The sequence below is a fragment of the Rhizobium sp. NLR10b genome (assembly GCF_019685435.1).
Classification (GTDB): Bacteria; Pseudomonadota; Alphaproteobacteria; order Rhizobiales; family Rhizobiaceae; genus Rhizobium.
This window is the reverse complement of sequence record NZ_JABDWV010000021.1, coordinates 59434-70549: the sequence shown is the minus strand read 5'-3', so window position 1 is coordinate 70549 and position 11116 is coordinate 59434. Positions and strand designations below refer to the sequence as shown.

12 protein-coding genes and 1 pseudogene are annotated in these 11116 nt (G+C 62.0%); 5 read left to right on the top strand and 8 right to left on the bottom strand.

Going from position 1 to position 11116, the window contains the following annotated elements:
* Positions 1-173, top strand: a pseudogene (locus HJB91_RS27580) (trehalose utilization protein ThuA); the annotation flags it as partial.
* Between the two features lie 9 nt (positions 174-182).
* Positions 183-1226 (top strand): Gfo/Idh/MocA family protein, encoded by a 1044-nt coding sequence (locus HJB91_RS27575; protein WP_210630184.1) that lies wholly within the window; start codon positions 183-185, stop codon positions 1224-1226.
* A gap of 134 nt (positions 1227-1360) precedes the next feature.
* On the opposite strand, the gene HJB91_RS27570 is transcribed toward HJB91_RS27575, so the two are convergent.
* From HJB91_RS27570 to HJB91_RS27545, 6 genes are all read right to left on the bottom strand, one after another.
* Positions 1361-1756, bottom strand: coding sequence for a DUF1236 domain-containing protein (locus tag HJB91_RS27570; RefSeq protein WP_210630185.1), 396 nt, complete (start codon positions 1754-1756; stop codon positions 1361-1363).
* Between the two features lie 130 nt (positions 1757-1886).
* On the bottom strand, positions 1887-2999 hold the full coding sequence (locus tag HJB91_RS27565) for an ABC transporter permease (RefSeq protein ID WP_221123074.1): 1113 nt from the start codon (positions 2997-2999) through the stop codon (positions 1887-1889).
* A gap of 1 nt (position 3000) precedes the next feature.
* On the bottom strand, positions 3001-4128 hold the full coding sequence (locus tag HJB91_RS27560) for an ABC transporter permease (protein ID WP_210630189.1): 1128 nt from the start codon (positions 4126-4128) through the stop codon (positions 3001-3003).
* Complete coding sequence (locus tag HJB91_RS27555; protein WP_221146889.1) at positions 4125-5870, bottom strand: ATP-binding cassette domain-containing protein; 1746 nt, start codon at positions 5868-5870, stop codon at positions 4125-4127. Before HJB91_RS27555 ends, HJB91_RS27560 begins: the two co-directional genes overlap by 4 nt.
* Positions 5867-6880 (bottom strand): secretion protein HlyD, encoded by a 1014-nt coding sequence (gene hlyD, locus HJB91_RS27550; RefSeq protein ID WP_221156483.1) that lies wholly within the window; start codon positions 6878-6880, stop codon positions 5867-5869. The genes HJB91_RS27555 and hlyD overlap by 4 nt, the downstream gene beginning before the upstream one ends.
* Positions 6877-7581, bottom strand: coding sequence for a CerR family C-terminal domain-containing protein (locus HJB91_RS27545; RefSeq protein ID WP_221123071.1), 705 nt, complete (start codon positions 7579-7581; stop codon positions 6877-6879). Before HJB91_RS27545 ends, hlyD begins: the two co-directional genes overlap by 4 nt.
* 234 nt (positions 7582-7815) lie before the next feature.
* Between HJB91_RS27545 and HJB91_RS27540 the strand changes: the two genes are divergently transcribed.
* Both HJB91_RS27540 and HJB91_RS27535 read left to right on the top strand, forming a co-directional pair.
* A complete protein-coding gene (locus HJB91_RS27540; RefSeq protein WP_009988813.1) occupies positions 7816-7968 on the top strand; it encodes a hypothetical protein in 153 nt (50 codons plus the stop codon).
* Between the two features lie 184 nt (positions 7969-8152).
* On the top strand, positions 8153-8539 hold the full coding sequence (locus HJB91_RS27535) for a hypothetical protein (RefSeq protein ID WP_221146891.1): 387 nt from the start codon (positions 8153-8155) through the stop codon (positions 8537-8539).
* Between the two features lie 11 nt (positions 8540-8550).
* On the opposite strand, the gene HJB91_RS27530 is transcribed toward HJB91_RS27535, so the two are convergent.
* A complete protein-coding gene (locus HJB91_RS27530; RefSeq protein ID WP_210630198.1) occupies positions 8551-9567 on the bottom strand; it encodes an NAD-dependent epimerase/dehydratase family protein in 1017 nt (338 codons plus the stop codon).
* Between the two features lie 261 nt (positions 9568-9828).
* Between HJB91_RS27530 and HJB91_RS27525 the strand changes: the two genes are divergently transcribed.
* A complete protein-coding gene (locus HJB91_RS27525) occupies positions 9829-10785 on the top strand; it encodes an endonuclease/exonuclease/phosphatase family protein (RefSeq protein ID WP_221156481.1) in 957 nt (318 codons plus the stop codon).
* A gap of 25 nt (positions 10786-10810) precedes the next feature.
* Here the strand turns inward: HJB91_RS27525 and HJB91_RS27520 are convergent, their stop codons facing one another.
* Positions 10811-11116 carry a hypothetical protein gene (locus tag HJB91_RS27520; RefSeq protein WP_210630202.1) on the bottom strand — a complete coding sequence of 102 codons (306 nt, stop codon included), beginning with the start codon at positions 11114-11116 and terminating at the stop codon, positions 10811-10813.

Below are 11116 nucleotides of genomic sequence, written 5' to 3'. Positions count from 1 at the left end.
ACGACGCCACGGTGCAGAAGGTGCTGATCAACGGCGTCAAGTGGGCCTACAACCCTGAAGGCGCGTTGACTGGCATTACCGACGCTCCAAATGTGCCCGTGGAAAAGGCATTGGAGCCGATCGTCGAGCGCGGCCCGAAACTGCACCAAGCCGGCGAAGCCGGTTATCGCTGAGGAGCATTCATGCGACTACTCGTTCTTGGCACGGGCGTGATGGCGAAAAACCAGCTCACCCACTTCAGCAAAATCGACGGGGTGACGGTGGTTGGCGCTGTCGACACCGACCCCGACCGGCTTTCCGCCTTTGCCGACAAGTTCAATATCGAAAAGCGGTTCCATTCCTTGGATGAGGCGATCGCCTGGGGCGAGTTCGAGGCGGCGACGAACATCACACCCGATCGCATCCATCACCCGACAACCATGGCGCTGATTGCGGCCGGCAAACATGTGCTCTGCGAGAAGCCGCTTGCGGAAAACTATCCGAAGGCGCTGGAGATGACGGAAGCGGCCGAGAAGGCCGGCGTCATCAACATGGTGAACCTTACCTATCGCAACGTCGCGCCGCTGCAGCGCGCCCGCGAGATGGTGCTATCAGGCGAACTCGGCACGATCAAACATGTGGAGGCGTCCTATCTCCAGAGCTGGCTCGTATCGCGCGCCTGGGGCGACTGGCGCACCGAATCGACCTGGCTGTGGCGGCTTTCCACCGGCCACGGCTCGAACGGCGTGCTCGGCGATGTCGGCATCCACATCCTTGATTTCGCCGCCTATGGCGCCGCCACCGACATCGACCATGTCTTTGCGCGGCTGAAGACCTTCAACAAGGCGCCGGGCGGCCAGATTGGCGAATATATGCTCGACGCCAATGACAGTTTCACCATGTCGGTCGATTTCGCCAACGGCGCGCTCGGCGTGATCCATGCCAGCCGCTGGGCGACGGGCCACCTGAATGAGCTGAAACTGCGCATCTACGGCGAAAAGGGCAGCCTCGAGGTCATCCACCGGCCGGCCGGATCGGAACTGCGCGGCTGCCTTGGAGACGATGCCGAGACCGCCACCTGGAAGGACATCGAGGTGGCGCCGGTGCCGACCAACTACCAGCGCTTCGCCGAGGCGGTGGCAAGCGGCATCCAGCCCGACCCTAACTTCCGCCACGCCGCCAATCTGCAGAAGGTGCTCGACCTCGCCATGGAGACGGAGCGCGAGCGGCGCGAACTGAAGGTCTGATCAGCGCCTCGAAATAATGAAACCAAACGGTCGGTCAACCAGCTGGCCAGCCGCTGGTGCATGCGCACGAAAAAGGCCCCGCCGAGGCGGGGCCGGAGGTGGCCGGGCCGCAGCATGCGGCCTCGGCGGTTTGATTATTCGATGACCTGCACGACGCGATGGGTGCGGGGTTCGACGATCACGCGGCGGTCATTGATGACCGTATAAGCATATTTCGGGTTGTCGGGCACCGGAGTGACGACGACATCGGCCGGAAGCGGCTTGCCGACGACGATCGGCTGCTCGACGACCACGCGGGAGGTCGGGGCCGGCTGCTGCTGAACGTAGGTGACGACCTCACGCGGCGGCGGATCGACCACGGCACCGGCAACGCCGCCGGCTATGCCGCCCACGGCAGCGCCTACGGGGCCACCGACGATCGCGCCGGTGATGGCGCCGCCGGCAGCGCCGGTCACGGCTCCGTCAGCCAGAGCGTTGGTAGCAAGCGACGACAGCGCAAGGGCGCCGGAGACAAGTAGGATCTTGTACATTTTGCTTCTCCTTTGCTGGGGTTGCGTTTGGGTAACGACGACGCCAAATCGAGGTTCCCGCAGCAAAGAGTCACGCTTTGGAAGGCCGGTTCATATTCTGTGAGGCGGCTGAGGCATCCGCCGGATTGGATTATTCCAGGCGTCGGCGGAATAGCCAGGCGGCGGCGCTGAGCGTCACCGTGGCGATCAGCGCCAGCGGGATGGTCTGGTTCACCACCTCGCTCAACGGGATATCCTTGAGGAAAACGCCTTTGACGATCACCAGGAAATAGCGCAGCGGATTGACGTAGGTTATCGGCTGCAGCCAGCCCGGCATGTTTTCGATGGGGGTCGCGAAGCCCGAGAGCAGCATGGCCGGGACCATGAACAGGAAGGCGCCGAGGATCGCCTGCTGCTGCGTCATCGACAGCGCCGAGATGAAGAGGCCGAGGCCGGCGACCGAGCCGAGATAGAAGATCGCGCTGCCGTAAAGCAGGAAGAGCGAGCCGCGCAGCGGCACCTCGAAGAGAAAGACGGCGGCGAGGATATAGACGGTGATGTGGAAGAGGCCGATCAACATCGGCGGGATGAGCTTGCCGATCAGGATCTCGTGCAGGCGCAACGGTGAGACCATCAGCTGATCGAAGGTGCCGAGCTCGCGCTCGCGGGCGATCGACAGCGCCGTGACGATCAGGCCGATGAGGAGCGCGATGCTGGCGATCAGGTTCGGCACCATGAACCATTGATAGGTGAGGTTCGGGTTGAACCAGTTGCGCGGCACGGATGAGACGATGCTGGCGCCGGCGCGTTTGCCGGCCGTGGTATCGGCGGCAAGCGCCGCGCCGATCTGCGAAAGGTAGCCCGCAACGATCTGCGAGGCGTTGGAGCGGCGGCCGTCGAGCACCACCTGCAGGTCGCTCGGCGTTCCCGCTTCGATATTGCGGGAAAAATCCGGGCCGATTTCGACCGCGGCGATGACCGTCTGATTGTCGATCGCCACCTGGACCTCCGCCTGCTCGGCGGCGATCTCGATATTGCGGAAGGTCGGCGAGCCATCGATGCGCTCGATCAGCTCCTGGCCCCAATGGCCGCTATCGCGGTTGAGGATCATGACGTCGACATTGCGCACTTCGAGCGTCGCCGCATAGGAAAAGACGAGAAGCTGGACGATCGGTGGGCCGATCAGGATGGCGCGGCCCTTGGGGTCGCGCAGCACGGCGAGCAACTCCTTGACGATGAGGGCGTAAAGCCTTGTCCACCCCATCTCAGCCAATCCTCTTTCTGGTGCTGCGTGCGGCCAGCACGAACATGACGCCGCCGATCGTCAGCATGACCGAGATTGCTCGACCGAACATTGGCCAGATGTCGCCGGCGAGAAACACTGTCTGCAGGCTGGGGATCAGGTAGCGGGCCGGCACGATGAAGGTGATCCACTGGATGATCCTGGGCATAGAGTTGATCTCGAACAGGAAGCCCGAGAGCAGGAAGGCCGGCAGGAAGGCGGAGATCAGCGCCAGCTGCGAGGCGAGGAACTGGTTCTTGGTTGCCGTCGAGATCAACAGGCCTTGCCCCAGCGCCGGGATCAGGAAGGCGGCCGACAGGGCATAAAGCCCGGCGACCGAACCGCGGAACGGCACGCCGAAGAGAAAGACCGCAAGCAGCACGCAGAGCGTCATCGAGGTGAGACCGAGCAGAAAATAGGGCAGGATCTTGCCGGCGAGCAGTTCGACGGCCGTCGCCGGCGTCGCCATCATTGCTTCCATCGTGCCGCGCTCCCATTCGCGGGCGACAACGAGCGAGGTCAGCAGTGTACCGACAAGCGTCATGACAATGGCTATCGAGCCCGGCACGAGGAAGTTGCGACTGGTCAGCTCCGGATTGAACCAGAAGCGCTGCTCAACTGCGATGGCGGGACTGTGGGAGGCGACGTCCGCCTGCCTCTGCTGTTCCCAGTTGGCAACGGCGCCCTGCGCATAGTTCTGGACGAAATTCGCCGTGTTCGGATCGGAGCCGTCGACAATCACCTGGACCTCCGGGCGGTTGCCGGCGGTATAACGGGTGGTGAAATCGGCCGGGATGACGACGATGCCGCGCACCTTTCCGATCACGAGATCTTCTTCGAACAGGCGGCGGTCACGGCCGATCACCACGTCGAAATAGCGCGAGGCCCGAAAGCTGGCCGCGAGGTCCTGCGTCAGCGGCGTCATCTCTTCGGTCACGAGGCCAATGCGGGTGCGCGTTGTATCGAGCGAGACGCCGTAGCCGAAGAGGAAGAGCAGGATCAGCGGCAGTACAAAGGCGATGAGGATGCTGCTCGGGTCGCGGATCGCCTGGAAGCTTTCCTTGCGCACCAGAGCTGCAAGACGCCGGAGCCGGCCGGAGGAAATGCTCATGATGCATCCTCCGCTTCCGATTGCTGCACCAGCGCGATGAAGGCGTCCTCCATCGTCGGGTCCGGCGCATCCCTTGTCGCGACACGTGCCTTCAACTCATCGGGAGAACCGAGCGCGATCGAACGGCCGCGGTAGATCAGCGATATGCGGTCGCAATATTCCGCCTCGTCCATGAAATGGGTGGTGACGAGCACGGTGACGCCTTTTTCGACCAAGCCGTTGATATGCGTCCAGAACTCGCGGCGAGTGATCGGATCGACGCCGGAGGTCGGTTCATCGAGGAAGAGGGCGCGCGGTTCGTGCATGACGGCGCAGGCAAGCGCCAGCCGTTGCTTGAGCCCGAGCGGCAGATCCTTGGCGGGTTCGCGGGCGTGGCGGCCGAAATCGAAAATATCGGCCATTAGCGCGATGCGCTCGCGCCTGCGCTGCCGACGAAGGCCATAGACACCGGCGAAGAATTCCAGGTTCTGCATGACGGTAAGATCGCCGTAGAGCGAGAATTTCTGTGCCATATAGCCGAGCTGATTGCGCGCTTCCGCAGCGTCGCGGCGAAGATCGAAACCCGCAACGCGGCCTTCGCCGCCGGTCGGTTTCAGCAGGCCGCAGAGCATCTTGAAGGTGGTGGACTTGCCGGCGCCGTTTGGCCCAAGCAGGCCGAAGATCTCGCCGCGGCGGATATCGAAGCTGATGTCGTCGGCGGCGGTGAAATCGCCGAAGCGCTTGGTCAGGCCCTTGGCCTCGATCACCGGCCGGTCGCCCTCGGCCTTCAGCGGCTCTTGCGCTTCGGCAAGCCGGGAGCGGCCGCCGGGGCCGCCGCCGAGCATATCGACGAAGGCATCCTCGAAACGGGCCGGGGCTGGGGAAAGCGATGCGCCGTTACCGGCCTTGCCGATATCGGGCGTCTTGCCGCTGGCTGCGACGAGGCGGATCGCCTCGCCCTGGATCACGCCGTCGATGACCCCATCGGCCTGCAGGAGTTCGGCGAGAACCTGTCGACGGCGCCCCGTGACGTCGGAGACCCGGAAGACGCGGTCTTTGACGCGCTCGGTCATTTCGTTCGGTTTTCCCGAGAAGAGCAGTTTTCCCTGGTTCAAGAGCAGCACGTGGTCGCAGGCTTCAGCCTCGTCAAGGTAAGCGGTCGACCAGACCACGCCGATGCCTTCCTTCGTCAGGTTCTCAACCATCTTCCAGAGGTCGCGGCGCGAGATCGGATCGACGCCGACGCCCGGTTCGTCGAGCAGCAGCAGGCGCGGCTTTTTCAGAAGCGCGCAGGCAAGGCCGAGCTTCTGTTTCATGCCGCCGGAGAGCTTTCCGGCGAGCCGGCCGGTGAAACGCTTGAGGTCGGTGAAGGTCAACAGTTCGTCGAAGGCGCCGGCGCGTTCGCTCTTCGGCAGGCCGCGCAAATCGGCATAGAGATCGAGGTTTTCCTGGACCGAGAGATCCTCATAAAGACCGAAGCGCTGCGGCATGTAGCCGGTCGCCGCCTGAATGCCGGCGGCGTTCTTTCTGGTGTCGAAGCCCAGAACCTCCATCGTTCCGGTATCGGGCAGCATCAGGCCGGTCATCAGCCGGATCAGCGTCGTCTTGCCGGCGCCGTCGGGGCCAACGAGGCCGGTGATCGCGCCGCCGCCGATGACGCCGGAGACGGCGTCGAGGGCTGCAGGCGCACCCCCAAAGCGCTTGGTGACGCCGTCGATCCGAACGAGCGGCCTGGCGTCTCGACCGGGTTCGGGGGCAGTCATTGTCCGCCTGCCGGTGGCGCGGACAGCCGCACCGTGACCGGCATCCCCTGCCGCAGGTCGGGGCCGGGTTTGTCGATGACGATCCTCAGGCGATAGACGAGATCGGTCCTCAGTTCAGGCGTTTCCACCGACTTCGGCGTGAACTCGGCGACCGGCGAGATGAAGCCGATGGTGCCTTCATAGGGTCTATCCGGCAGGGTATCGGAGGCGACGGATACTTTCATCCCGGGGTGGATGCGGCCGAGATCGGGCTCGGCGACGTAGCTGCGCACCCAGACAGGTTCGGTGAGTGAAAGCACGAAGACGGTATCGGCCGGCGAGACGATCGCGCCATTTTCCCGCACCCGCGAGAGGATGACGCCGTCGTTCGGAGCACGCAATTCGGTGTCTGCGAGCGAGGTTCGGGCCGAGGCGAGTGTGGCCTCGGCGGCCTTCAGCTGGGCGTCGGCGGCGGCGATATCCTCGACGCGTGAGCCTTGCTGCAGCAGCTTCAGTGCCTCGCTGGCGGATTGCGAGCGGGCGGCGGCCATCGCCTTTGCGGCGGTCGCCTGGTCGAGGTTCGCTTCGGAAATCGTGCCCTGCGGGCGAAGCTGGCGGGCGCGGTCATAGGCGAGGTTGGCATTCTGCAGATCCGCGAGGCTTTCGTCGTAGGCAGCTCGCGCTTGGGCGATCTCGGTCGGCCGCGGGCCGGCCTTCAGCTTGTCGAGCGTCGCGCGAAGGGCAGCGGCATTGGCCTCGCCGGAGCGAACGGCGAATTCATAGGGTGCGGCGTCGAGCTTCGCCAGGACCGTGCCGCTCCTGACGACATCGCCCTCGTCGCCGCGCAGTTCGGAGAGGCGGCCGCTGACGCGGAAGCCGAGCGAGACCTGACGGATATCGACATTGCCGTAAAGGACGAACTCGCGCCCCGCCTCGGGCAGCCAGCCGAACCGCTCGGGCAGGCCGTACCACCAGGCGGCGGCACCTGCCGCAACCAAGAGAAGGATCGCGAGGGGGAGGATGCGTTTCATGCTGCGCCTCCTTTCGGCGGGCCGATGACATCGGCCAGTTCGGCAGCAAGGCCCCGGAGGATTTCCACCTGTTCCGGGCCGAAGGCGTCCCATTCCATCTGGGCGAGTACGGAGGCATGGGCGAAGCGGAAGATGAGGATGCTGCCGACGAGGTTGAAAGTGCGAAGGCGCACATGTTCGGACGCCGGATCCTCGCCGAGAATGGCGCCGACCAGACGCCGGCCCATTTCGATCATCGGCCGCATGATGCCTTGATAAACCCGCTTGAAAGCTTCGGTCGGCTCCATCTGCTCGCGGATGAGGAAACGGGCCCAGGGTTCGGATTCCTTGGCGACGAAGAGCGTCACCATGGTCTGCAGAACCTCGGTCAGGAAGAGTCGGGCGTCGGCTTCCCCGAGCGGCTCGCCGGCTGCGTCGAGCGCCACTAGATGCGCGCCAATGCGCGCCCGCATGCCGCTGACATGAGCGTCGATCTGCATCATCAGATATTCGGCGGTGGCGATATAGAGGCCTTCCTTACTGCCGAAATAATAGGGAATCGCCTGCAGGTTGACGCCGGCGGCTTCGGTCAGCTGGCGTGTCGAGGCGCCATCGAAACCGTAGCGCCCGAAGACGTCGAGAGCGGCGGTGAGCATCTTCTGGCGCGCGATCTCGGCGCGGGCTGAAGCTGGCGGGTTTGGCTTGTCGCGTTCTCGGGTCATGACATTTTTATAGCGTCGTTAGTGAAATAAGTCAATCGATTGATTATATCGCGGCAACCACTTTCGGGTGAGGACGCAAGCTGCGACTTTCCCTGCCTTGGATCAGGATGAATTCCACGCACGGGCCCCAATATGCCAGGTGCCATTCTCGGCGGCTCTGAAAGCATATTGTTTCGCGTTATACGCTCATTTTCTGACACAAAACTGCCTTGCTCTTTCCGTATCGGCAGATCGATGCGTATTCAGATCTATATTATCGCGCTGCTGTTGAGCGCCATTATGTGGTCGATCTCGTTCGATGCGGCGCGAGAATCCTATCATGCCGCCCAAAGTGCGGGATTGATGCCGAACCTGCATATCAACAAGAAGCTGGATCGCATTCTCTAGACTGCGATCAGCGTCCAATCATGGACGTTTTGCCGATGCCGCCGTCCAGCCGCCGGCCAAGGCGTTTTCATGCCTGTCTCGAGCCCTTCCGTATAGAAAGTCAAATTTCGTAAAATTTGATCGATCTGCTTAAAAGCCCTGCAAATACTGACCTGTAGAGTGTTCTCATGAAGGCGGCCGAAGCGTGGACAGACGCGTCGATCGCTTGGAGCCGGGTGAAACGAAAGCCCGCCGATCCGAAAACGGGGACTTCGACATGCAGAAAACTCTTGCCGCCATCGCCCTGACCTTGAGCATTGCCGCGGGGGCCGGTCCGGCCTTCGCCATCGGGCCTGCGAGCCTCGCCCGCGACCTGATCTACACTTCCGCCATCGGCCGTTCGCCTGAAATTCCCTTGACGACACGCGCCGGTTTCGTGCGGCCGAGCGCTCCCCTCGTTCTGCGCGGCCCAGCTGTGGTCGAGGCCAGGGGGTATCAGTTCAAGGCCTATTCGCGGAGCCTGAGCGTTGCCATCGAATATGTATTCTCGACGGCGGTCGGCGCTGTGGAAGCGGTCACGTTCCTCCGCTAAAGCAACCCGCTTCAGGCATCCAGTTCTCGACGTACGTCGATATACCAGTCGACGAAGGCCTTGACGCCGACGTCCAGTGTCGTGTCGGGTTTGTATCCCGTCAGTGCCACGAGAAGATCGGGGGCAGCGAAGGTGCGCGGCACGTCGCCCTTTTGCATTGCCAGCATCTTGCGGATGGCAGGGCGGCCGAGCGCTTTTTCCACCGTCTCGACGAAATCCATCAGGCTGACGGGCTGACCGCCGCCGATATTGACGACGCGGAAGGGCGCCTGGTGCGAAAGTGTTTCGATCCCAGCGTCACCGAGGCGATTTTCCTCGCTCGGGGCAATTGCCGACAACCTGACGATCGCTTCGATGAGGTCGTCGATATAGGTGAAGTCGCGGCTCATATTGCCTTCGCCGTAGATCTCGATTGGCTGGCCTTCGAGCATGTTCTTGGCGAATTTGAACAGCGCCATATCGGGCCGGCCCCATGGGCCATAGACGGTGAAGAAACGGAAGGCCGTCGTCGGGATCTTGTGGAGATGGGCATAGCTGTGCGCCATCAATTCCATCGATTTCTTCGTCGCCGCATAGATGGTCAGCGGCTCGTCGGCGCGATCGGTCTCGCGGAAGGGGACCGTCGCGTTGGCGCCATAGATCGATGATGTCGAGGCCAGCATCAGGTGGCGAACTTCAACCCGCCGGGCGATTTCCATGATATTCCAGGAGCCTTCGACATTCGAATGTATATAGGCTTCGGGATTTTCCAGGCTGTAGCGGACGCCGGCTTGCGCGGCGAGATGGATCAGGATGTCAGGCGCGGCCGCGGAGACTGCCCCCTCCAGCGCCGGCCGGTCCTCAAGCATTGATATGACAGGCCGGAAGGCCGGAAACTGAGAGAGTGCGGCGTGACGCATCTCTTTGAGCTTGACGTTGTAATAAGGCGTGAGGCCGTCGAAACCCGTCACCTCATGCCCTTCCTGCAACAGGCGCCTGGCCAGATGAAAACCGATAAAGCCGGCAGTGCCTGTAATGAAGTAGCGCATTCCCACCTTTTTCTCGGCTCCCTGCCGACGGCAAAAGCCGGTTCCGTAAAATGGCACCCACTTACAGGATAAAAAGAGGCCGAGTCGATAGGCCTTTGAAAGATAGCACCCGACGCGGCTCTGCTGTCGTCGTTTCCGGACATTATGCTGCATTGCACCATAGGGGCTTGCATGTTATGGGCGACGGGTCGTCTCGCGCACGATGCCGAAAAGGTTGAGCGGTTTTCGGGCGACATCCTGTTCAGGCGGAACCAGGGATTGATGAGAAACATAGTTTATTGGATTCTCTCTGCGTTTCTGACCCTGGCCATTGCGGTTGTGTCGCTGCGCTATCTCATGAATTTCTGGCTGCTCTCCTTCATCTACAGTTTTCAGATCCATCTCGGCCTCACATACGCCGCCGCCAGCCTCGTCATCCTGGCTGTCAGAAGACATGCTTACGGCGTTGCCCTTCTGCTTGTCTCGCTGCTCCTCACGGCGCACGGCGTTATCATGCTACGTGAATTTGCGGAGGACGACAGGGGAACGGGAACGGCGCCGCTTTTCCGTCTGATGTCGTTCAACGTTGCGATCGATAACTGGAAAAATTCGACCGCCATCGCGGATATGGTGATCGCTTCGAACGCCGATGTCGTCAATCTGCTCGAAGCCAAGCCGCTGACGTTCCATCTGCAGCGATTGTTCAAGGTCTATCCGTATCATATCGGTTGCGACAACGGCAAAGACAGCTGCGATACACTGGTGCTGTCCAAGCGCCCGTTCGTGACCCGCCAGGTCGCGAGCATCGGCAGCTTGCGAAAAGACAGGCTGGTCGCAGCGAGCGTCGATTTCGGCGGGCAAACCGTCAATCTCGTATCGGCCCATCTGACCAAACCCTATTACGACGATTACCAGATGGAAGAGTTGGGAGATCTCAGCAAAGCGCTTGATGCGATCTCAGGTCCGCTGGTGCTGTCCGGCGATTTCAATTCGTCGTCGATCGCCCCCAGCATTCAGGCTCTCCTGCGCAAGCAGAAGCTGAAGACTATGGCGCCCGAACCGGCGACATGGCCGATCGCGGCCGATCGATACGGCATCGCCATCGATCACATATTCGCGCGCGCGCCGCTTCATCTGACGTCATTGAAACGCCTCGACGACAATCTCGGCTCCAACCATTCCGGCCTGATCGCCGAATTCATTGTCGATAGGAGCGGCGAGACGGCGCCGGCACAATAAACAGGCAAGATAAGCCGGGCTGAAATCAGAATCTGGTTCGGCCGCCCTTGCGGTCGATCATCTGAAAATTCTTGCCGTCAGTCTTCACGTTGACGCAGTCGGTCGACTTGTCGGGAAACCGGACACAGACCTCGCCATTGTTGATCTTGTAGCCATTCTTGCTGCCTTCGCGATATTCATAGCCGTTGCTGCTTTCTTTCAGCTCCGACGTGCCGGGCAGATGCTGGCGGATTTCCGCCTCGCTTGCGGCGCGCATGTTCGCCGTTTGGGCAAAGGCCATTGCCGGCAGCAGGATTGAAAGAAATCCGGCGAGGGCGGGCAGGGTACGCAT

Coding starts and splice junctions, on each gene's coding strand:
- HJB91_RS27575 (WP_210630184.1), top strand. CDS start 183: ATGCGACTACTCGTTCTTGGCACGGGCGTGATGGCGAAAAACCAGCTC.
- HJB91_RS27570 (WP_210630185.1), bottom strand. CDS start 1,756: ATGTACAAGATCCTACTTGTCTCCGGCGCCCTTGCGCTGTCGTCGCTT.
- HJB91_RS27565 (WP_221123074.1), bottom strand. CDS start 2,999: ATGGGGTGGACAAGGCTTTACGCCCTCATCGTCAAGGAGTTGCTCGCC.
- HJB91_RS27560 (WP_210630189.1), bottom strand. CDS start 4,128: ATGAGCATTTCCTCCGGCCGGCTCCGGCGTCTTGCAGCTCTGGTGCGC.
- HJB91_RS27555 (WP_221146889.1), bottom strand. CDS start 5,870: ATGACTGCCCCCGAACCCGGTCGAGACGCCAGGCCGCTCGTTCGGATC.
- hlyD (WP_221156483.1), bottom strand. CDS start 6,880: ATGAAACGCATCCTCCCCCTCGCGATCCTTCTCTTGGTTGCGGCAGGT.
- HJB91_RS27545 (WP_221123071.1), bottom strand. CDS start 7,581: ATGACCCGAGAACGCGACAAGCCAAACCCGCCAGCTTCAGCCCGCGCC.
- HJB91_RS27540 (WP_009988813.1), top strand. CDS start 7,816: ATGCGTATTCAGATCTATATTATCGCGCTGCTGTTGAGCGCCATTATG.
- HJB91_RS27530 (WP_210630198.1), bottom strand. CDS start 9,567: ATGCGCTACTTCATTACAGGCACTGCCGGCTTTATCGGTTTTCATCTG.
- HJB91_RS27525 (WP_221156481.1), top strand. CDS start 9,829: ATGAGAAACATAGTTTATTGGATTCTCTCTGCGTTTCTGACCCTGGCC.
- HJB91_RS27520 (WP_210630202.1), bottom strand. CDS start 11,116: ATGCGTACCCTGCCCGCCCTCGCCGGATTTCTTTCAATCCTGCTGCCG.